General features: G+C 67.4%; 20 protein-coding genes. 10 read left to right on the plus strand and 10 right to left on the minus strand.

Annotated elements, in window-relative coordinates; all coding sequences use genetic code 11:
* Window positions 1-4: 4 nt before the first annotated feature.
* The gene (locus N5C18_RS18680; RefSeq protein WP_049458716.1) at window positions 5-550 is read right to left on the minus strand and encodes a thioesterase family protein; all 546 of its coding nucleotides are present in this window, start codon (window positions 548-550) and stop codon (window positions 5-7) included.
* Window positions 551-619: 69 nt separating this feature from the next.
* Here N5C18_RS18680 and N5C18_RS18685 point away from each other — a divergent pair, with 69 nt between their 5' ends.
* Together N5C18_RS18685 and N5C18_RS18690 are read left to right on the plus strand one after the other, a co-directional pair.
* The gene (locus N5C18_RS18685) at window positions 620-1195 is read left to right on the plus strand and encodes a TetR/AcrR family transcriptional regulator (RefSeq protein WP_053511301.1); all 576 of its coding nucleotides are present in this window, start codon (window positions 620-622) and stop codon (window positions 1193-1195) included.
* Window positions 1196-1247: 52 nt separating this feature from the next.
* Complete coding sequence (locus tag N5C18_RS18690) at window positions 1248-1631, plus strand: nuclear transport factor 2 family protein (RefSeq protein ID WP_279945388.1); 384 nt, start codon at window positions 1248-1250, stop codon at window positions 1629-1631.
* Window positions 1632-1812: 181 nt separating this feature from the next.
* Here N5C18_RS18690 and N5C18_RS18695 read toward each other — a convergent pair whose 3' ends face one another.
* The 6 genes from N5C18_RS18695 to hutI all read right to left on the minus strand — a co-directional run bounded on the left by N5C18_RS18695 (window position 1813) and on the right by hutI (window position 10995).
* Window positions 1813-3921: a TonB-dependent receptor gene (locus N5C18_RS18695; RefSeq protein WP_279945389.1), complete on the minus strand. Its 2109-nt coding sequence runs from the start codon at window positions 3919-3921 to the stop codon at window positions 1813-1815.
* 196 nt (window positions 3922-4117) lie between these two features.
* Window positions 4118-5554, minus strand: coding sequence for a serine hydrolase (locus N5C18_RS18700; protein WP_279945391.1), 1437 nt, complete (start codon window positions 5552-5554; stop codon window positions 4118-4120).
* 164 nt (window positions 5555-5718) lie between these two features.
* Window positions 5719-7386 carry a urocanate hydratase gene (gene hutU, locus N5C18_RS18705; RefSeq protein ID WP_053511555.1) on the minus strand — a complete coding sequence of 556 codons (1668 nt, stop codon included), beginning with the start codon at window positions 7384-7386 and terminating at the stop codon, window positions 5719-5721.
* Window positions 7383-8237: an N-formylglutamate deformylase gene (hutG, locus tag N5C18_RS18710; RefSeq protein WP_053450187.1), complete on the minus strand. Its 855-nt coding sequence runs from the start codon at window positions 8235-8237 to the stop codon at window positions 7383-7385. The genes hutU and hutG overlap by 4 nt, the downstream gene beginning before the upstream one ends.
* Window positions 8234-9775: a histidine ammonia-lyase gene (gene hutH / locus N5C18_RS18715; RefSeq protein ID WP_279945393.1), complete on the minus strand. Its 1542-nt coding sequence runs from the start codon at window positions 9773-9775 to the stop codon at window positions 8234-8236. The genes hutG and hutH overlap by 4 nt, the downstream gene beginning before the upstream one ends.
* A complete protein-coding gene (gene hutI / locus N5C18_RS18720; RefSeq protein WP_279945394.1) occupies window positions 9772-10995 on the minus strand; it encodes an imidazolonepropionase in 1224 nt (407 codons plus the stop codon). Before hutI ends, hutH begins: the two co-directional genes overlap by 4 nt.
* Before the next feature lie 67 nt (window positions 10996-11062).
* On the opposite strand from hutI, the gene N5C18_RS18725 reads away from it, so the two are divergent.
* From N5C18_RS18725 to N5C18_RS18740, 4 genes are all read left to right on the plus strand, one after another.
* Window positions 11063-12433, plus strand: a complete 1371-nt coding sequence (locus tag N5C18_RS18725) for a formimidoylglutamate deiminase (RefSeq protein ID WP_279945396.1) — start codon at window positions 11063-11065, stop codon at window positions 12431-12433.
* A gap of 28 nt (window positions 12434-12461) precedes the next feature.
* Complete coding sequence (gene hutC / locus N5C18_RS18730) at window positions 12462-13190, plus strand: histidine utilization repressor (protein ID WP_279945398.1); 729 nt, start codon at window positions 12462-12464, stop codon at window positions 13188-13190.
* Between the two features lie 73 nt (window positions 13191-13263).
* Entirely contained in the window at window positions 13264-13446 is a 183-nt protein-coding gene (locus tag N5C18_RS18735; RefSeq protein ID WP_080376020.1) for a type II toxin-antitoxin system HicA family toxin, read from the plus strand.
* An 8-nt stretch (window positions 13447-13454) separates the two neighbouring features.
* Window positions 13455-13847 (plus strand): type II toxin-antitoxin system HicB family antitoxin, encoded by a 393-nt coding sequence (locus tag N5C18_RS18740; RefSeq protein WP_053450183.1) that lies wholly within the window; start codon window positions 13455-13457, stop codon window positions 13845-13847.
* 120 nt (window positions 13848-13967) lie between these two features.
* Here N5C18_RS18740 and N5C18_RS18745 read toward each other — a convergent pair whose 3' ends face one another.
* The 3 genes from N5C18_RS18745 to N5C18_RS18755 form a co-directional block, all read right to left on the minus strand.
* Complete coding sequence (locus N5C18_RS18745) at window positions 13968-14957, minus strand: restriction endonuclease (RefSeq protein WP_279945400.1); 990 nt, start codon at window positions 14955-14957, stop codon at window positions 13968-13970.
* A 237-nt stretch (window positions 14958-15194) separates the two neighbouring features.
* The gene (locus N5C18_RS18750; RefSeq protein ID WP_049458699.1) at window positions 15195-15686 is read right to left on the minus strand and encodes a phasin family protein; all 492 of its coding nucleotides are present in this window, start codon (window positions 15684-15686) and stop codon (window positions 15195-15197) included.
* A gap of 80 nt (window positions 15687-15766) precedes the next feature.
* Entirely contained in the window at window positions 15767-16042 is a 276-nt protein-coding gene (locus N5C18_RS18755; protein WP_005417302.1) for a polyhydroxyalkanoic acid system family protein, read from the minus strand.
* Window positions 16043-16167: 125 nt separating this feature from the next.
* Between N5C18_RS18755 and N5C18_RS18760 the strand changes: the two genes are divergently transcribed.
* From N5C18_RS18760 to aroA, 4 genes are all read left to right on the plus strand, one after another.
* The gene (locus tag N5C18_RS18760) at window positions 16168-16974 is read left to right on the plus strand and encodes an FHA domain-containing protein (protein ID WP_053511549.1); all 807 of its coding nucleotides are present in this window, start codon (window positions 16168-16170) and stop codon (window positions 16972-16974) included.
* A gap of 217 nt (window positions 16975-17191) precedes the next feature.
* Complete coding sequence (gene serC / locus N5C18_RS18765) at window positions 17192-18277, plus strand: 3-phosphoserine/phosphohydroxythreonine transaminase (RefSeq protein ID WP_053511548.1); 1086 nt, start codon at window positions 17192-17194, stop codon at window positions 18275-18277.
* A 51-nt stretch (window positions 18278-18328) separates the two neighbouring features.
* A complete protein-coding gene (gene pheA / locus N5C18_RS18770; RefSeq protein WP_180880129.1) occupies window positions 18329-19528 on the plus strand; it encodes a prephenate dehydratase in 1200 nt (399 codons plus the stop codon).
* A 76-nt stretch (window positions 19529-19604) separates the two neighbouring features.
* Window positions 19605-20912, plus strand: a complete 1308-nt coding sequence (aroA, locus tag N5C18_RS18775; protein ID WP_279945404.1) for a 3-phosphoshikimate 1-carboxyvinyltransferase — start codon at window positions 19605-19607, stop codon at window positions 20910-20912.
* The last annotated feature ends 86 nt before the right edge of the window (window positions 20913-20998 follow it).

Consider the following 20998-nt stretch of genomic DNA (forward strand, 5'->3'; position numbering starts at 1 on the left):
GGCCTCAGGCGTCGTCCTGCTTCAACGCGGCATCGGCCGCCAGCAGCGCCTCGGCGGCCGCACTCAGTGGCGGCGACGGCGGGGCGACCACACCGATCGCTTCCATCATCTTCGGCATGCCGAGGAACTGGCGCGCGCGGCGGTCGTAGATGCCGGTGACCAGCAGTGCGCGGGTGGCGATCTTCTGTTCGGCGCCGATCAGAACGCGCTGCTCCATGATGCCGCGTGAGCCTACCCAGCCGACCAGCCGGGTTTCCAGGGTGAAGCGCTGGAACGGCTTCAGCTCGCGGCGGAACTGGATGGTGCCGGCGCCGACGATCGGCGCCCATTTCTCGCGCAGTGCCACCCGGCCCAGGCCCATGCGCAGGATCAGGTCCAGCCGGCCCAGGTCGAAGATGTTCCAGTAGCGGCCATTGGTCATGTGCAGGTTGCTGTCCAGGTCGTTGGGCAGCACCCGGAACTGCAGCCGCGAGACCCCGAACGGGGCGTCCAGCTTCGGCCGGAACAGGCTGCACAGCAGCAGGTGGAGCAGGCGGAACCAGAGATTCATGGCTATGACGACTGTTATAGAACGGCCGGTACGCTAATCTATGACGACTGTCTTAGCAAGGAGCCTGCCGTGAGCCCGCGATCCTCTGATGCGCCTCAACGCGTGATTGATGCCGCGGCACAGATGCTGGCGCGCGTGGGCCTCAATGCCACCAGCATCCGCGAGGTGACCAAGCTGGCCGAAGCGCCGCTGGGTTCCACTTATCACCATTTTCCCGGCGGCAAGCAGGAGCTGCTGGCGCGTGCCACTCACATGGCCGGCGACAAGGTGGAAGCACTGCTGGTGGAGCTGCTGAAGGGCGGCGCGGCGCAGGGCCTGCAGCAGTTCCTGGCGATGTGGCGCGAGCGGCTGCTGCGCTCCGGCTTCCGTGCGGGGTGCCCGGTGCTGGCCGCTGCGGTGGAGGAGCCAGTGGAGGCGATGCACAGCCAGCCCCGCGCAGCCGCCGCGGAGGTGTTCGCGCGCTGGCAGGGCCATCTGGCCTCCGCCTTCATTGCTGAAGGGCATGCGCCGGCCGCAGCGGGTGAGCTGGCCAGCCTGGTGATCGCCAGCGTGGAAGGCGCGGTGGCGATGTGCCGTGCCCTGCAGGACATCGCCCCGTTCGACCAGGTGGCCGCGCAGTTGCTGAAAGCCGTGGCGACGCCTTGATCCGGCCACACGGTCGCGGGAGACTCGGTGCTGGCCCTGACTGGACGTCGCCATGGACGAATCGCATTGCCGCCACCTGATCGAGCACTACCTGCAGGCCTACAACCGCTTCGACATCGACGCCATGCTGGCAGTGCTGGCGCACAACGTGCGCTTCGAAAACCATAGCGGCGACCAGCTGACCATGGTCACCAAAGGCATCGATGCCTTTGCTGAGCTGGCACGGCAATCGGCGCAGATGTTCCGCGAGCGGGAGCAGCAGTTGCTTGGGCTGACCTTCGAGGATGACGTGGCGCTGGCCAGCATTGGCTGGCGTGGCGTGTTCGCGCAGGACATTCCCGGCGGCCCCCGCACAGGCGCGGAACTGGCACTGAAGGGGCGCAGCGAGTTCGCTTTCGAGGGCGGTCGCATCGTGCGGATCGTAGACCGCAGCTGAGGAGCGGCTGCGGTGGAATCCGCGCAACACCGCCTACGCGTGCCCGGCAAGGATGCCAGCATGCTGCATCAGGTTCTCAAGCGTCCATGCTGCACGATCCGCGGCACCCGGTGGCGCCGGCCTGGCGGACCCGGGCTGCTGCTGTTCTTTGCTATGGAGAGTGGCCCGGCCGGAATGTGGCTCAATCAAAGCGCCAGCGCACACCCGCATAGATGCCGCGGCCTTCGCCCGGCGTAGAGCGTGCTACATCCTTGCCGGCATCGTCATAGCCCGGCGTGACCGTGGCGGCGTAGTGGCGGTTGCCGATGTTGCGCATCTCCGCCCACGCCTGCCAGCGGCCATTGGGTGCGTCGTAACCGATGCGGCTGCCGAAGATCACATGGCTGTCGGCCCAGTAGCTGTTGGCGTAGTCCACCGCGATACGCGAGGCGTACTCGGTATTGAGCGCGGCGTACAGGCCGGAGGCGTCGTCGAAGCGCAGCTCGGCCTGATAGCTGTGGCGCGGCAGGCCCGGCAGGCGGTTGCTGCCGAAGCGCGCATCGTGTCGGTACCGGAAATCGCTGAAGGTATACGCCTGGCGCAATGACAGGCGCCCCGGCGCGGCCTGCCACAGCGTGCTGTCCAAGCCGGCCTCGATGCCACGGTGCACGGTCGGGCTGGCGTTGTTCTCGGCGATGAACAGGTTTGGCACCGGCTGCAGCTCCACGCTCAGCAGTTCGTGGTTCACGTGTGCGTAGTAGCCGGTCAGTTCCCAGCGGCCCAGCACAGCGTCGCCACGTGCGCCCAGTTCCAGCGTGGTGGCGGTCTGGTTCTGCATCGGCACCGGCGCGCGCTGGCGGCCGGTGGACGGTCCATTGCCTGGCCCGAAGTACTGGTTCGAGCCCCAGATCATCGACCACGGGTGCGGTGCTTCCACCGAACGGCTGAGGTTGCCGAACCACTGCGTCTGCGCGCTGTGCTGCCAGGTGAAGCCCAGTCGAGGCGCATAGTCCCAGTCGTGGTCGCGCAGGCGGCCGCCACTGTTCGGCCAGGTCACCTGCACATCACGGCGGGTGTTGATCAGCGCCAGTCCGGTCTGCAGGCGCAGGCGCTCGTTCAACGTGAGGGTGTTGCTGACGTGCAGCGTGCTGTCGGTGCCGTGGTGGCGGAAGTCACGCGTGCGCGTGCCAGCGGCATAGCCATTGTTGGCAAAGCGCAGCGACTCGCGCACGTCGGCGTCCAGGTCGTGGGTGACGCGCAGGCCTACGGTGGTTTCGCTGTCCAGGCCGAACAGCCGGTGGCGATGGCGATAGTCCAGCGTGGCATTGAGGTTGGCGTAGTCCAGCTGCTGGCGGTACAGGCTCTCGTTCAAGTCCATCGGGTACTTGTGATAGACCAGCCCGGCCTGCAGCGAGGAATCCTCATCGATCTGCAGCGTGGTGACATTGCCCACCCACGTGCTGCCCGGCTGCGGGCGGCGCGCATCAATGGCCAGGTTGGCCGGGTTCGCCGCACGCGGGTCGTTGCGGATCTGGTCGCGGGTCAGGCGCCCGGGCGTTTCGTGATTGGTTTCGCGGTAGCGAACGAAGAAGCGCGTCTGCAGGTCGGGCGTGATCTGCCAGCCGATGTTGGCCATCGCGCCCTTGCCGTCGCCACGGGCATGGTACTGGTAACCGTCGAATTCGGTATCGGTGTAGGCCAGGAAGTAGTCGACATCGCCACTGACACCCCCCCAGCTGATCCCGCGCTTCTGGTAGCCACGGCTGCCGGCTTCGTAATGCAGTTGCACGCCCGCCGAATCACGGCCGCTGCGGCTGACGTAGTCGATGGCACCGCCGAGTGCCAGCGCGCCATGCTCGAAACCGTTGGCCCCGCGCAGCACTTCCACGCGCGACAGCCACAGCGGTTCCAGCAGCTCGTAGGGCGTGCCGCCCGGTCCGGTCAACGGCAGGCCATCGATCGACACGGCAATACCCGAGGCGTGCGCGCCCGGGCCGCGGTTGATGCCGGAGCCGCGGATGGAGACCTTGGTGCCTTCATTGCCTGGCGACTGTGCGCTGATGCCCGGCTGGTAGGCCAGCACATCGGCGCTGCTGGACAGTCGGCTGTCGGCCTTGGCCACATCGATGACGTTGCTGGCGCCGGGCACGCGCTTCAACGCCTCGCGTGCCTGGGCGGTGGCATCGGCGGCGGTGACCTGCACCGCATCCAGCGTGGTGGCCTGCGGGGCGGCGTGGGCGGTAGCGGCGAGGCCGAGAGAAACGGCCAGGAACAGTGGCGACGGAGTGGGGCGGTACGACGAGAGCGACATGCGGGACTGCTGTAAACCACGAAAGTGGTGCGCAAGTTAACAGGTCGCGCGCGCCGCGTCACCCATCGGCGGCGTATGGCCGCCCGCGTACTTGTAGAGTCGAGCTTGCTCGACTGCTCTTTTGCATTTGTAGAGTCGAGCCCTGCTCGACTCCGATGCAGGGAAGCAGTCGAGCAAGCTCGACTCTACAATCGGTTTACGGTGAAGGCTTCGCCATCGCCTTGGCCTTCGCATACAGCCGATCAGACGTTTCCTTCTCACCCAGCGCCGCATGGCACTCGGCCAAGCTGTCCCAGGTGTTGGCCGAATCCGGATACAGCTCGGTATTGAGGGTGAACACCTTCAGCGCCTTGCGCGCGCCCAGACTCCCGCGGATGGCATAGCCGCTCGCATTGATCGCACGCTCCCGTTCGTTGCCCGTAATCCGCGTGTCGTCGCGCAACCAGGCCCGCATCGCCTGCGCGGCGCCGGCATCATTATCCAGTGCATAGGCGATCAGTCGCTCCGACAGCACCGCATGCGGAAACTCGACAGGTGCGGCCACCGCCATCGTGCTCTCCACCAACGTGCTCGACCACACATTGCGCGCGCTGCCATTGGTCAGGTACACGAACACCCAGTAGCCACTGGCCAGCGTGTCCTTGTAGGCCAGCCGCACCCGTACGCGGGTGCCACCATCGTGACCGACCTGGGTGTAGTCGTCGCTGTGCGTGGTGTCCCAACCAGTGGAGAAAAAGTTGCTGCCGCCACCGCTCAGCTTCTGCGGCTGCCATAGTTTTTCCAGCGTCGCCGTGCGTACCAGCTTTCCGGTCGCCAGCGCCTGCAGGAAGCGGTTCATGTCGCCCACGGTAGTCTGCAGATCGGCATGGCCCCAGCCGTAGTCCGGCCACGGATCTTCGTTGGCGGGCTGCAATGTGCCGTCCTTGCCGATGTACGGCACCGCTGCGCGCTGCGCGGGTACGCTGGCTGCTCCCCATGAAGTGCTGGTCATCTTCAGCGGCTGCAGGATGCGTTCGCGCGCTATGGCGGAGTAGGGCTTGCGGTAGTGCGCTTCCAGCAGCGCTGTCAGTACCAGGTAGTTGGCCTGCGTGTACTGCACGCGGCTGCCGGTGGCGAACTGCATCGGTGCAGCAGCCGCCACCTTCAGAGCGGCGGCAAGGGTGGGTGCCACGCCGCTGTAGCCCTTGCTGACCCAGCGGTTGTCCACGCGGTTGTAGTACTCGGCAATGCCGGAACTGTGGTTGAGATAATCGCGCACGGAGATCGCCTGCCATGCCGACGGCAAGTCAGGCACATAGCGGCTGGCGGGTGCATCCAGGTCCACCTTGCCTTGTTCCACCAGCTGCATCACCAGCGTGCTGGTCAGCAGCTTGGCCACCGACTGCGAGGTGAAGATGGTATCGACGGTGGCAGGCGCATGCGTGGCTGGGTCGCGTTCACCGCTGGCGCCTTGGTAGAGCACGTTCCCGTTGCGCGCGACCAGTACCGCCTGGCCGGCAATACCGTAGCGCTCGCGGTTGGCCTGCAGTTGGGCGTCGAGCCGGGAAGAAAGGCCGGTAGGGACGTCACGCGCCGAGGCCGGCAGGGCGATGGCCAGGGCGCAGAGCAATGCAGCAGCAAGGGTGCGGTACATCGCGGTGATCCGTCAGCGGTGATGGCGCATGTTGGTCACGGCGGGAGAGCGGGTCAAGGGCACCGATTCCCGCATCAGGGAGAGCCGGCCAGCGGCCGGCACTACCACACGTGCCAGGGCGGAACGTGCCCGGTAGTGCCGGCCGCTGGCCGGCACCCCAGCGATCAGCCCAGGATTCCCGGCAGATCCAATCCCTTTTCCTTCGCGCAGTCGATCGCGATGTCATAGCCGGCATCGGCGTGGCGCATCACGCCGGTGGCCGGGTCGTTCCACAGCACGCGGCCGATGCGCTTGGCGGCGGCTTCGGTGCCGTCGCAGACGATCACCATGCCGGCGTGCTGCGAGAAGCCCATGCCGACGCCGCCGCCGTGATGCAGCGACACCCACGTCGCGCCGCTGGCGGTATTGAGCAGGGCGTTCAGCAGCGGCCAGTCGGACACTGCGTCGGAGCCGTCGGCCATCGCCTCGGTTTCGCGGTTCGGCGATGCCACGCTGCCGCTGTCCAGGTGGTCACGGCCGATCACCACTGGCGCCTTCAGTTCACCATTGGCGACCATTTCGTTGAAGGCCAGGCCGAGGCGATCACGGTCGCCCAGGCCGACCCAGCAGATGCGCGCCGGCAGGCCCTGGAACTTGATCTTCTCGGCGGCCATGTCCAGCCAGCGATGCAGGTGCGGGTTGTCCGGAATCAGTTCCTTCACCTTGGCATCGGTCTTGGCGATGTCTTCCGGGTCACCGCTCAATGCCGCCCAGCGGAATGGGCCGATGCCGCGGCAGAACAGCGGACGGATATAGGCCGGCACGAAACCGGGGAAGTCGAACGCGTTCTCCACGCCTTCTTCCAGCGCCATCTGCCGCAGGTTGTTGCCGTAGTCCACGGTCGGCACGCCCAGCGCGTGGAAGCCGAGCATGGCGCGGATGTGGTTGGCCATCGACGCGCGTGCAGCCTTCTCCACTTCCTTGGGAGCGGATACGCGCTTGTCGTCCCACTGCTCGACCGTCCAGCCCTGCGGCAGGTAGCCGTTCACCGGGTCGTGCGCGGAGGTCTGGTCGGTCAGCAGGTCCGGCTTCACGCCGCGCTTGAGCAGTTCGGCCAACACATCGGCGACGTTGCCCAACAGGCCCACCGACTTCGGTGTACCGGCCTTGCACGATTCGTCGATCAGGCGCAGCGCTTCGTCCAGGTTGTCGGTCCACGTATCCAGATAGCCGGTGCGCAGGCGCATGTCGATGCTGCTCTTGCGGCATTCCACCGCTAGGCACGAGGCGCCGGCCATCACGGCGGCCAGCGGTTGTGCGCCACCCATGCCGCCCAGGCCGCCGGTGAACAGCCACTTGCCGGTCAGGTCGCCACCGAAGTGCTGGCGGCCCATTTCCACGAAGGTCTCGTAGGTACCCTGCACGATGCCCTGCGCGCCGATGTAGATCCAGCTGCCGGCGGTCATCTGGCCGTACATGGCCAAGCCCTTCTTATCCAGCTCGTTGAAGTGGTCCCAGTTGGCCCAGCGCGGCACCAGGTTGGAATTGGCGATCAGCACGCGCGGTGCGTCGGCGTGGGTGCGGAACACGCCCACCGGCTTGCCCGACTGCACCAGCAGGGTCTGGTCGTCGTCCAGGCGCTTGAGCGTTTCGACGATCGCATCGAAGCTCTCCCAATCGCGCGCGGCGCGGCCGATGCCGCCGTACACCACCAGTTCCTGCGGCCGTTCGGCCACGTCCGGGTGCAGGTTGTTCATCAGCATGCGCAGCGGCGCTTCGGTCAGCCAGCTTTTGGCGTTGAGCGTGGTGCCGGTCGGCGCGGCAATGGTGCGGGACGGGTCGTTGCGGGTCATGCGGCGCTCCGGTTCGTAGCGAATTCAAGGCAGGCGTTGAGCACCTGCGCCAGGGTGTGGCGCAGCGGTGCGGCGTGGTCGGGGTCGAGCGGGGTGGGCCAGCTGTGTTCGTCCACCTGGTCGGGCAGCGGCTCGTGCATGTAGCCGCGGCAGGCCAGTTCCATCTGCAGGCTGTGCACGCCGCCGGCGACGTTGCTGTAGTGGCGTGTGATCCAGCCGCCCTTGAAGCGGCCGTTGCGCACCTGGCTCATGCCACTGATCTTCAGCAGGTTCTCCACCACATCGCTCAGCGCGTTGTCGCAGGACGTGTCCGGCGCACCGGAGGGGCCGGCGGTGCCCAGGTTGAACTGCGGCAGTTCGCCGTCGAACAGGTGTGGAATGTGCGAGCGGATCGAGTGCGCGTCGTACACCACCACGGTGCCGTGGCGTGCCCGCAGGCGGGTGATCTGCGCGGCCAGCGCATCGTGGTAGGGCAGGAAATACGTGTCGCGGCGGCGCGCGATTTCCGCGTCATCCGGTTCGCGCCCGGCGTGGTACAGCGGCTGGTTGTCGAAGGTGGTCAGCGGGCACAGCCCGGTGGTGTTCTGGCCCGGGTACAGCGAGACACCGCTGGGATCGCGGTTGAGGTCGATCACCGAGCGCGAGATCGCCGAGCGCACCGTGGTCGCGCCCATGCCGCGCACGAAGTCGTACAACTCGTGCACCCACCAGTCGGCATCGCGGCGTGCCAACCACGGCGAGTGGTAGTGGCCGATCAGGTCATGCGGCAGCTCGCTGCCGGTATGCGGGAAGCTGACGATGAGGGGGGCGTCGCCCTCGTGCACGGTCAGCCATTCGGGATGGGCATTCATGCCTGCGGTTCCACGGTCGGCAACAGATCGCTCAGGCCCTGCGCCAGCGCGCCGCTGCGCACCAGGTTGGTGGCGGTCACCATGTCCGGGTGGAAGTAGCGATCCTCTTCCAGCGTCGGCACCTGCGCACGCAGGGTGGCGCGCACGCTTTCCAGCGCGGCGCTGGAGCGCAGCGGGGCGTGGAAGTCGCAGCCCTGCGCGGCGGCCAGCAGCTCGATGCCGATCACGTTGGCCGCGTTCTCGGCCATCTGCATCAGGCGGCGCGCACCGTGCGCGGCCATCGACACATGGTCTTCCTGGTTGGCCGAAGTCGGGATCGAATCAACACTGGCCGGGTAGGCGCGCTGCTTGTTTTCCGAGACCAGCGCGGCGGCGGTGACCTGCGGAATCATGAAGCCGGAATTCAGCCCCGGGCGCGGGATCAGGAACGCCGGCAGGCCGGACAGCGCCGGGTCGACCAGCATGGCCAGGCGGCGCTCGCTGATCGAACCGATCTCGCACACCGCCATCGCCAGCATGTCGGCGGCAAAGGCGACCGGCTCGGCGTGGAAGTTGCCACCGGAAAGGGCTTCGCCGGTATCGGTGAACACCAGCGGATTGTCGGACACGCCGTTGGCTTCGATTTCCAGCGTGGTCGCGGCCTGGCGCAGGATGTCCAGCGCGGCGCCCATCACCTGCGGCTGGCAGCGCAGGCAGTACGGGTCCTGCACGCGCACGTCGTTGTTACGGTGCGATTCGCGGATGTCCGAGCCCTGCATCAGCGTTCGCAGCGTGGCCGCGGTGGCGATCTGCCCGCGCTGGCCACGGATGGCGTGGATGCGCGGATCGAACGGCGTATCGGAGCCCTTGGCCGCTTCCACCGACAGTGCGCCGGTCACCAGCGCCGCCTGGAACACGGTCTCGATCTCGAACAGGCCGGCCAACGCATAGGCGGTGGAGAACTGGGTGCCGTTGAGCAGCGCCAGGCCTTCCTTCGCGCCCAGTTCAATCGGCTGCAGACCGGCGCGTGCCAGAGCATCGACGGCCGGCAGGCGTTCGTCGCCGATGAAGGCTTCGCCCACGCCCAGCATCACGCTGGCCAGGTGCGAGAGCGGTGCCAGGTCGCCCGAAGCACCCACCGAGCCCTGTGCGGGCACCACCGGCAGCACGCCCTTGACCAGCATCGCTTCCAGCAGCCGCAGGGTGTCCTCGCGGATGCCCGAAGCACCCTGTGCAAGGCTGACCAGCTTCAGCGCCATCATCAAGCGCACCACGCTGGCCGGCATTGGTTCGCCGACGCCTGCCGCATGCGAGAGCACGATGTTCCGCTGCAGGGTGGCCAGGTCCTCGCGCTCGATGCGCACACTGGCCAGCTTGCCGAAGCCGGTGTTGATGCCATACACCGGCGCGCCCTTGGCGACGATGGCGGCCACGGCCGCGGCACTGGCACGCACCACCGGCAGCGCGGCCGGGTCCAGTGCCAGCGGTGAACCGCGATAGACCTGCCGCCACTGGGCGAGAGTGACGTGGCCGGGGCGAAGAACCAGGGTGTTGCTCATGTGTTGCTCCAGGAGGCAGGCAGGTCGGGCTGTCCGCGCACCACGCGCGCGTGCAGCGGGTTGAATCCAATGCGATAGACCAGGTCGGCGGGGGCGTCGATGTCCCAGATCGCCAGGTCGCAGTCCATGCCCACGGCCAGTCGGCCGATACGGTCGCCATGGCCCAGTGCACGCGCCGCTTCACGGGTGAAGCCGGCGATGCACTCGTCCACGGTCAGGCGGAACAGGGTGGCGCCCATGTTCATCGCCAGCAGCGGGCTGGTCAGGGGCGAGGTGCCCGGGTTGCTGTCGGTGGCCAGCGCCAGCGGCACCCCGGCCGCACGCAGCGCCGCGATCGGCGGCAGGGTGGTATCGCGGGTGAAATAGAAGGCGCCGGGTAGCAGCACGGCGACCGTGCCGGCGGCGGCCATTGCCGCGATGCCGGCGTCATCGAGGTGTTCGATATGGTCGGCCGAGAGTGCACCGAAGCCGGCCGCCAGTTCGGCGCCATGCTGGTTGCTCAGCTGCTCGGCATGGATCTTCACCGCCAGCCCGTGGGCACGTGCCGCCTCGAACACCTGCCGCGTCTGTGCGGGCGAGAAGGCGATGTTCTCGCAGAACACGTCCACCGCTTCGGCCAGGCCTTCGGCGGCGATGGTCGGAATCATCACGTTGCACACCTCGTCGGTGTACTCCTCTGCCTCGCGGCCCGGCGGGATGGCATGTGCGCCGAGGAAGGTGGTCACCACGTTGACCCGGCATTCCTCGCCCAGTGCACGCGCCACCTGCAACTGCTTGCGTTCGTCGGGCAGGGTCAGGCCGTAGCCGGATTTGATCTCGAGCGTGGTCACGCCTTCGGCGCGCATCGCCAGCAGGCGTGGGCGGCTTTCGCGGGCCAGCTGTTCCGGCGTCGCGGCGCGGGTGGCACGCACGGTGGAGACGATGCCGCCGCCGGCACGGGCGATCTCCGCATAGCTGACGCCCTGCAGGCGCTGCTCGAACTCGTTGGCGCGGTTGCCGGCGTAGACCAGATGGGTGTGGCAGTCGATCAGTCCCGGCGAGATCCAGCGGCCTTCGCCGTCGATGCGGGTGGTCGGTTGCAGGTGGGCATCGCTGCCGGCGGTGCCGACATGGACGATGCGCCCGTCGGCGCAGGCCAGCACGCCATCGCGGATGACGCCCAGGCCGTCGCCGTCGAGGGTGATCAGGTGGACGTTGGACCAGAGGGTATCGACGTGCATGGCATCCACAACGCGGCTGTGCTTATATGTCTATACAATATAGGCGTCCATTTCGGGTTGTCCAGCCATGTCCGATTCGCGTTCCCCCCACAGATTCCATGCCGCCCACGCCCTGCTGGCCGGAGGCTGGGCCCGCGATGTCCAGCTGCAGGTGCAGGACGGCCGCATCACGGCCATCCGCACGGGGCAGGATGCGCAGCCGGGCGATACCCGGGTCGGCATCCTGGTGCCGGGCCTGCCCAACCTGCACAGCCACGCGTTCCAGCGCGGCATGGCCGGCCTGACCGAGATCGGCGGCGGTGACGGCGACAGTTTCTGGAGCTGGCGCGAGCTGATGTACCGCTTCCTGGCCCACCTGCGCCCGGATGCGGTGCAGGCCATCGCCGCCCAGGCCTATATGGAAATGCTGGAAAGCGGCTTCACCCGCGTTGGCGAATTCCACTATCTGCACCACGACGCCGACGGCCGCCCGTATGCCAACCGTGCCGAGATGAGCGCGCGGATTGCGGCGGCGGCCGATCAGGCCGGCATCGGCCTGACCCTGTTGCCGGTGTTCTATGCCCATGCCGACTTTGGCGGTGCAGCGCCGAATCCCGCGCAGCGTCGCTTGATCCACGATGTGGACGGGTTTGCACAGCTGCTGGACGCCGCAAAGCCGGCATTGGCCGCGCTGCCCGATGCGGTGCTCGGCATCGCTCCGCACAGCCTGCGTGCAGTCACGGGCGAGGAACTGGGTGCATTGTTGCCGCTCACCGAAGGCCCGGTGCATATCCATATCGCCGAGCAGGTGCGCGAAGTCGAGGCCTGCCTGGCCTGGAGCGGCCAGCGTCCGGTGCAGTGGCTGTACAACCACGCGCCGGTGGATGCGCGCTGGTGCCTGGTGCATGCCACCCACATCACCGATGACGAGCGCGCAGCCATCGTAGTCAGCCAGGCCGTGGCCGGCCTGTGCCCGATCACCGAGGCCAACCTGGGCGATGGCCTGTTCCCGATGCAGGCGTTCGCTCGCGAAGGCGGTCGCTTCGGCGTCGGTTCCGATTCCAATGTGTTGATCGACGCGGCTGAAGAGCTGCGCCTGCTCGAATACGGCCAGCGCCTGACCCTGCGCGGGCGCAATGTGCTGGCCCCGGATGCCACCCGCAGCACCGGTCGCTTCCTGTTCGAGGGCGCACTGCACGGCGGTGCGCAGGCGCTGGGCGTGACCGCCGGACTGCAGGTCGGTGCCAGTGCCGACCTGGTTGAACTGGACGCTGCGCATCCCGCGCTGCAGGCGCGACAGGACGACGCATGGCTTGACAGCTGGGTGTTCGCCGCACGTAATGGCGCGCTGCGATCGGTCTGGCGCCATGGCCGCCAGTACGTGGCCGACGGCCGCCACCTGCAGCGCGAGGCGATCACCAGCGCCTTCGCCGCCGCCCTGAAGGGCGTGCTGGCCTGATCGCCTCCCGCCACCGAGACCCCATTACGTGAAGGCCAGCAAGTCCGCCACGCTCAACCAGCGTATCCGCAGCGATCTGGAAAGCCGCATCCTCAGCGGAGAGTGGGCGCCGGGCTTCCGTATTCCGTACGAGCACGAGCTGATGGAGCAGTACGATTGCTCGCGGATGACGGTGAACAAGGTGCTGACCGCACTGGCCGAGAGCGGCATGATCGAGCGCCGCCGTCGCGCCGGCTCGTTCGTGGCGCGGCAGCCCCCGCACCTGGAACAGGTGGCGCTGGAGATCCCCGATATCGCGATGGAGGTCGGCTCGCGCGGCCATCAGTATGGCTACCGCCTGCTGCAACGCGAACTGCGCCTGGCCGACGCCGGCAATGCCGGTGAAGTGGAGCTGGCCGGGCAGCAGAAGCTGCTGGCGATGCGCTGCCTGCACCTGGCCGATGGTCGCCCGCTGGCGCTGGAACACCGCTTGATCAGTCCGGTGGGCGTGCCCGAGGTGCTGGAGGTCGATTTCAACACCACAGCGCCGGGCAGCTGGCTGTTGCAGAACGTGTCATGGACCCGGGCCCAGCACCGCATCAGTGCCTGGGGCGCGGACAGCGCCACGGCCAAGCTGCTGGAGGTGAAGCCCGGCACCGCCTGCCTGGTGATCGAGCGCCTGACCTGGCGCGGTGAACAGCCGATCACCCGCGTGCGGCAGGTGTTTCTCGGCGACGCCTGGGACCTGGTGGCGCGGTTTGCGCCGGGCGCGCGCTAGGGGCAGGTTCGCTCAGCGTGTACTGTCGCCTTGAACTCTGTCGGGGCGTGTGTACGATGTGTATCGTCCCTGTATGAAGAGCAGGGAGCTCATCCGGGAATTGGAAGCGGCAGGTTGGACCTGTCGGCGGATTCGCGGATCCCATCATGTATTCGTGCACCCGCAGTGCCCTCACATCATCACCGTGCCTCATCCAAGGAAGGATCTGGGAAAGGGGCTGGTGCTGGCGTTGCGGAAGCTCGCAGGGCTGACGTAGGAGGTCCCATGCGCTATCCAGTCTTGATCGAGGCAGGCGATGAACGTACCGCGTGGGGCGTCGTCGTTCCGGATCTGCCCGGGTGCTTCTCGGCGGCCGACACGCTTGATGATGCGCTCAGCGCTGCGGAAGAGGCTGCGCTTGCCTGGATCGACGCGGCCCTGGATGACGGGCGCTCGATTCCGACACCTTCCGCACCCCAGAAGATCGCCGCCGAGGCATCAAGGGACACCCGCTGGATTCTTGCCTACATCTGCATTGACCCGGCGCTGCTGGACGACACCATCGAGCGGGTCAACATCAGCCTGCCACGCCGGATCCTGGCGAGACTGGATGCGCAGGCAAGAGCGGCGGGTGAATCGCGTTCCAGCTACATCGCCCATCTGGCTGCATTGGGCTGAGCAGGCGCGATGTAGAGCCGAGCCACGCTCGGCTGCTGTTGCGCGACGCGCGATGAGTCGAGCGTGGCTCGACTCTGCAGGTGGCATCCACGCATGGCGTGGATCTGCCGGATTCGCCCATCAATACGTAGCGCACTGTCGCCAGCGCACCGGCTCATCCACGCCGGGGCGGGCATTGAGCTGGATGCGCACGTTGCGCAGCGCGGGGTAGTGCAGCACTTCCTCGCAGACCCGTGGCCACACCGCGTCCAGTTCACCGGTGCGGTTGATCGCCAGGGTCTGCCGGGTCAGCCACACGCCGCTGGCAATACCGGGCTTGCCGGCCAGCGCACGGGCCAGCTCGGCCTGGTAGCGATCCAGGGTGGCCGCATCCGGGTTTGGATTGCGGCGCGCGTCAGTATCCGAGGGGGTCGGTGCAGTGGCCGGCGCTGCCGCAGCCGGGGCCGGCTCGGTTGCGGGTGCGACCGCAGGCGCTGCTGCCATCGGTGCGGCGGCAACAGGCCTGGCCTCTTCCGTGTGCAGGCCCAGCAGGCCCAACCCCACCAGCAACCCAAGCGTGACCGAGCCCAGTGCGGCAATCGCAATCCGGCGCAGCGCCTCATGCCGGGCGCTTGCGCGCACGCGCGCTTCGATGTCGCCCGGCAGGTAGGGCTGCAGCAATGGCCACAGGCGTGGGCCGTCCAGCACTTCAACCGCCTGCTTCTCAGCGGCGCTACGGCCATCGCGTTCGATCCGGCCTTCGGTCAGCAGTATGCCGCCCCTGGCACCGGCCAGGCGGGCAGCCGCGCCCAGTTCATTCACCGCGGCGGTACCAATGCGATAAGCCAGACCGTGCTTGCACGACACCAGCCAGGTGTTGGGGCCGTCGCTGAGCAGGAAGTCGCTGCTCGGCTCGCGTGATTCCTCCGTTGCATCGCTGAGTTCACGCAGGCCGCGCTGCTCGCGCAGCATGCGTCGAACCAGCACCGAGAACTCGCGCCAGTGCATGCCGGCCAGGGCCTGCAGGCCGAGTTGCATCTCCTTCTGCCGCCGCTTGATCCACCACAGATAGACAACGGCAAAGGAACAGCTAAACAGGGCCGACAGCAGGGCCAGGATCCAGGGGAGCATGCAGGAGGTGCGCGGAGGGGACGAGTGCGGAAGACGACAGTGTAAAGGTCGTATCGCGCCGCTGGGTCAGGAGGTTCCTGACAGGAAACGTGACGGCGCACGCAGATTCGGCATACGGCGGACACGAAAAACCCGCCAATCCTGAAGCCGTGAGGGGAGGGAACAAACGGCAGCCGAAGCGATTGGCGGGTTGCTCGCGATTGTCAATCAAAATTTATTGCATTGCAACAATGGCGGTCAGGGCACGCTGTCCGGTGACTGATGGCTGCCCGGGGCGGGAGCGTCGGCGCCGGAGGCGGCGCGGTTCTCCAGCTTGGCCAGGCGCGCATGCAGTGCATCGATGCGGGCTTCCAGCGCCGTCACTTCGTCGGCGGTGGGTACATGCAGGCGCTTGAGGACGCCCTGCACCTGGTCGTCGAAGGCCTTTTCGACCTTGTTCCAGGTGCCGGAGGCCTTTTCGCGGGCTTCGTCCAGCGACGATTCCACGTTGTCACGCCAGCCCGGGCCCTGCTCGCCGCTGCGTTCACGGCGGCGCGACTCCCAGGCCTCGCCTTCCTTCACCAGGCCATCAAAGAAACGGCTGCCTTCGGCCTGGGCACGTCCGAGTGCGCCAAGGCCGGCCAGCCAGACCTGTTGCGCGGAGTCGCTGAGCTTGCGCGAGAAGCGCTCGGCCTGGTCACCGAAAGAAGCGTCGTCGTTGCGGCGGTCGTCGTTCTCGTACTGGTTCATCGCACTTCCCGTGGGAGTTGGGCCTGCCCCGAGAGTAGCGCGCGTTGGCGTTGCACGGCCGTGATGGCCGCCGTCGGGATTCAGCCCAGCTTTTCCTTCAGCACGCGCTGGATCTCGCCTTCGACCATGCCCTTCATCGCCGACAGCAGGAAGCCCAGCTTGGCGGTCACGCGCACGGCGCCCGGCTGCAGTTCGATCGCACCGTCCACGCCGCTGCCGGAGAAGTTCAGCACATCGGCGGTCCACGAGGACTTCAGGCCGAAGCGCTCGGACAGCTTGGCGGCAACCTGTTCGATTGCCGCGCGCGCCTGTGCGTCGGGCAGGGCGTGGGCGTGGCGGACATCGATGGTGGACATGCAGGCTCCTGGCGCAGGGCGGGGATGATCAATGAGGGCGAGCATTGTGCGCATCGAGGGCCTTCGCGCCAAGCACTCATCGCAGGTTCTTCTTCGTTGGCGGCCAACCTGCTAGGCTGCGCCGCGTGCAGAACCTGCTTGTTCACTTCAGTCAGCAACAACAGCCCGACCAGCCCCTGCGGCCCGGGGTGCAGCGCATCGTGCGCCAGGCCAACGGCAGCGTGCGGCTCGGCGACGCCGGCAACGGCGCCCTGCTGCTGGCGCAGTTCTGCATGGACGACCGCGGCCTCTGGCTGCAGGTCGGCAACGGTATCCGCGGCATCCACGTGAACGGCCGGCCGGTGCGCCGGATGGCCCTGCTGCGTGCAGGCGACGCAGTGTATGTGGATGGCGTGGAGATGGTGCTGCAGGGTGAGGTCGAAAGCCTGTTGCAGGCGCCGGCGCCGAAAAACGAAGAGGTCAGCGACGAACAGCAGCGCCTGCTGCGCGGTGTCGGTGGCCTCCATCATGGGCGCGGCTTCAATCTGTCGCGGGCCCGCCTGATTGGCCGCGGCAGCGAGGCCGACATCGCCATCGATGACCCGGCGTTCGCCGAGCAGCACGCCCGCGTAGAAGTGCACGGCGAGCGCGTACTGCTTCGCGACCTGGGCAGTGCCGACGGTACCCGGGTCAACGGCGTGGCCGTGCGCCACTGCTGGCTGCAGGCCGGCGACCAGGTGGTGTTCGATGGCCAGCACCGTTTCGTGCTGGAAGTACCGCATGATCCGCGTCGGCGACCGCTGCCGGTCGAGGACGAGTCGAGCCAGGATGCCGAGCAGGCGTCGGTGCTGCCGGCTGCACCGCGCAAGGTGCGGCGCTGGCCGTGGCTGCTGGCGAGCGCACTGCTGCTGGCCGCGCTGCTCAGCCTGCTGCTCTGGTTCGGCGCGCGCTGACCTGAACCCTCGGGGGCCGCTCTGGTGGGTGCCGACCTTGGTCGGCACGCTTCTTCGGCGGGCTTGACGCCTGACGGCGTACGCCGACCAAGGTCGGCGGCTACCGGCACCATGCTGGCGGCGAATGGATTCCAATGAAACCAAATTTCCCTTGCCGCACTAGGCCGCAAGGCTGGTGCACTGCGGCATACTAGGGGTCTTGCCCCACAGGTGTGACATGACGCGCGCGTTCAACTTCAGTGCCGGCCCTGCAACCTTGCCGGAATCGGTCCTGCGCCAGGCGCAGGCGGAAATGCTGGACTGGCACGGGTCCGGCGCCTCGATCGTGGAAATGAGCCATCGCGGCGCGGAGTTCATGTCCGTGGCGGCCGAGGCCGAGGCCGACCTGCGGCGCCTGCTCGACATCCCCGACGACTATGCGGTGCTGTTCCTGCCCGGTGGCGCCACCACCCAGCAGGCGCTGATCCCGCTCAACTTCGCCGCCCCCGGCCAGCGCGCCGACTACGTGGTCAGCGGCCACTGGGGCAAGACCGCGGTCAAGCAGGCCGGTGTCTACGTCGACGTCAACATTGCCGCCAGCAGCGAGGCCGATGGCTACCGCACGCTGCCGCCGCGTGCCGACTGGCAGCTCTCGCCTGAGGCCGCCTACGTGCACATCACCGCCAACGAGACCATCCACGGCGTCGAGTTCCGTGATGTGCCCGACACCGGCAATGTCCCGTTGATCGCCGACTTCAGTTCCTCCATCGCCAGCGAGCCGCTGGACGTGCGCCGCTACGGCGTGATCTACGCCGGCGCGCAGAAGAACCTCGGCCCGGTCGGCATCGCGGTAATGATCATCCGCCGTGACCTGCTTGAACGCAGTGGCCAGCCGCGCGCGGACATCTTCGATTACCGCTCGCACGTCGCCCGCGATTCGATGCTCAATACCCCGCCGACCTGGAACTGGTACCTGGCCGGGCTGGTGTTCAAGTGGATGCTGGCCGAAGGTGGCGTGGCCGAGTTCGCCAAGCGCAACGCCGCCAAGGCCGCCCTGGTGTACGGCGCCATCGACGGCTCCGGTGGCTTCTATCGCAACGAAGTCGCGCATGCGGCGCGTTCGCGGATGAACATCCCGTTCTTCCTGCCCGATGCCGACCTCGATGCCCGCTTCGTGGCCGAAGCCAAGGCCGCCGGCCTGCTGGCGCTGAAGGGGCACAAGGTGGTCGGGGGCATCCGCGCCTCGCTGTACAACGCCATGCCGCTGGCCGGGGCCGAGGCGCTGGTCGCCTTCATGGCCGATTTCCAGCAGCGTCACGGTTGAGCAATGAACGGCGCGCACCGTCGGGTGCGTGCCCCGCAACAAGGAACTCCGATGGCAAGCAGCAAATCCAGCAAGAAGGCGCCGAAGAAGGCAGAACCGGCCAAGGACAGCGCGCCCGCCAGGGCGAAGGGCAAGGCCAAGGCCGCGTCGAACCCGGCACCGACCCTGGCGCCGCTGGCGTTGGCCGATGTGCGCTCGAAGATCGACCAGATCGACCGTGACATCCAGAACCTGATCGCCGAGCGCGCGCGCTTCGCCCATCAGGTGGGCAAGGCCAAGGGGAAGCTCGCCGCCGCCGTCGACTACTACCGCCCCGAGCGCGAAGCGCAGGTGCTGCGCATGGTGGTGGACCGCAACGAAGGCCCGCTCAGCGACGAGCTGCTGGTGCATGTCTATCGCGAGATCATGTCGGCCTGCCTGGCTCAGCAGGAGCCGCTGAAGATCGGTTACCTCGGCCCGGAAGGCACCTTCAGCCAGCAGGCCGTGCTCAAGCACTTCGGCCGCTCGGCGCTGGGCCTGCCGATGGCCAGCATCGAAGAAGTGTTCCAGGAAGTGGAAGCGGGCAACGCCGATTTCGGCGTGGTGCCGGTGGAGAATTCGGGGCAGGGCACCATCCAGATCACCCTGGACATGTTCCTGACCTCCAACCTGAAGATCTGCGGCGAAGTGGAACTGCGCGTGCAGCAGTACCTGATGTCGCGCAGCGGCCGCATCGAGGACATCGAGCGCATCTACGCACACCCGCAGTCGTTCATGCAGACCTCGGCCTGGCTGCGCGCCAACCTGCCGAAGGCCGAGAAGATTCCGGTGTCGAGCAATGCCGAAGGCGCGCGCCGTGCGCGTAACGCCGACGATGCAGCGGCCATCGGTGGCGAGAGCGCCGGCCATGTGTACGGCCTGAAGAAGGTGGTCACCAAGCCGATCCAGAACGACGCCGACAACACCACCCGCTTCCTGGTGGTGGGCCGCAACATCTTCCCGACCTCCGGCCATGACCGCACCTCGGTGCTGGTGTTCATCCATGACAAGCCCGGTGCGCTGTTCGACGTGCTCAGCCCGTTTGCCCGCCACGGCATCAGCATGAACCGCATCGAGTCGCGCCCGTCGCACCACGGCAAGTGGGAATACGGCTTCTTCATCGACCTGGCCGGCCATATCGACGACGCGCCGATGCAGGCCGCGCTGGCCGAACTGGAAGCGCACTCGGCGCAGATCAAGGTGCTGGGTTCCTATCCGGTGGCCGTGCCCTGAGTGCTGCTGTGGCGGCTGCGGCCGCTGCCCCCTGATGCATCGCCGGCGCTGTCGGCGTTTACGGAATGATCGAACGATGAGCAACGCGCAACACTGGATTGCCCGCAAGGGCCAGCCGCTGCAGGGCAGCCTGACCATTCCCGGCGACAAGTCGGTCTCGCACCGCTCGGTGATGTTCGCCGCGCTGGCCGATGGCACCTCGCATATCGACGGCTTCCTGGAAGGCGAAGACACCCGCGCCACCGCGCGCATCTTCAGTCAGCTGGGCGTGCGCATCGAAACGCCCAGCCCGTCGCAGCGCATCGTGCACGGTGTCGGCATCGATGGCCTGAAAGCACCGGACGCGCCGTTGGACTGCGGCAACGCCGGTACCGGCATGCGCCTGCTGGCGGGCCTGCTGGCCGGGCAGGCGTTCGATTGCACGCTGATCGGCGATGAATCGCTGTCCGGCCGCCCGATGCGCCGCGTCACCGGCCCGTTGGCGCAGATGGGTGCGAAGATCGATACCGAGAGCGATGGCACGCCGCCGCTGCACGTGCATGGCGGCCAGACGCTGCACGGCATCGACTTCGCCTCGCCGGTGGCCAGCGCACAGATCAAGTCGGCCGTACTGCTGGCCGGCCTGTATGCGCAGGGCGAAACCCAGGTGACCGAACCGCACCCGACCCGCGACTACACCGAGCGCATGCTGTCCGCGTTTGGCGTGGACATCGAATTCTCGCCGGGCAAGGCGCGCCTGCGTGGCGGCCAGCGCCTGCGTGCCACCGACATCGTGGTCCCGGCCGACTTCTCCTCGGCTGCGTTCTACCTGGTGGCGGCCAGCATCATTCCCGGCTCCGAGCTGCGCCTGAAGCAGGTCGGCCTGAACCCGCGCCGCACCGGCCTGCTGCATGCGCTGCGCCTGATGGGCGCAGACATCACCGAAGAGAACCCGGCCGAGCAGGGCGGTGAACCGGTGGCTGATCTGCTGGTGCGCTACGCGCCGCTGAAGGGCGCGCGCATTCCGGAAGCGCTGGTGCCGGACATGATCGATGAGTTCCCGGCGCTGTTCGTGGCCGCTGCCGCCGCCGAGGGCGAGACGGTGGTCAGCGGCGCCGCCGAACTGCGGGTCAAGGAATCCGATCGTCTGGCTGCGATGGCCACCGGCCTGCGCGCGCTGGGCATGCAGGTGGACGAAACCGAAGATGGCGCCACCCTGCATGGTGGTGTGCGCCTGGGCAGCGGCACCATCGAAAGCCACGGCGACCACCGCATTGCCATGGCGTTCGCCATCGCCGGCCAGATCAGCGATGGCGAAGTGCGCATCAACGACATCGCCAACGTCGCCACATCCTTCCCGGACTTCGACGGCCTGGCACGCAGCGCCGGGTTCAACCTGGCCTGAGCGGCCACGTCCGGCGGACGACACAACCCGGTAGGTGCCAACCTTGGTTGGCACGATTTCATCAACCGGTAGGTGCCAACCTTGGT

Source organism: Stenotrophomonas sp. GD03930 (genome assembly GCF_029839665.1).
In the GTDB taxonomy this organism is placed as follows: domain Bacteria; phylum Pseudomonadota; class Gammaproteobacteria; order Xanthomonadales; family Xanthomonadaceae; genus Stenotrophomonas; species Stenotrophomonas forensis.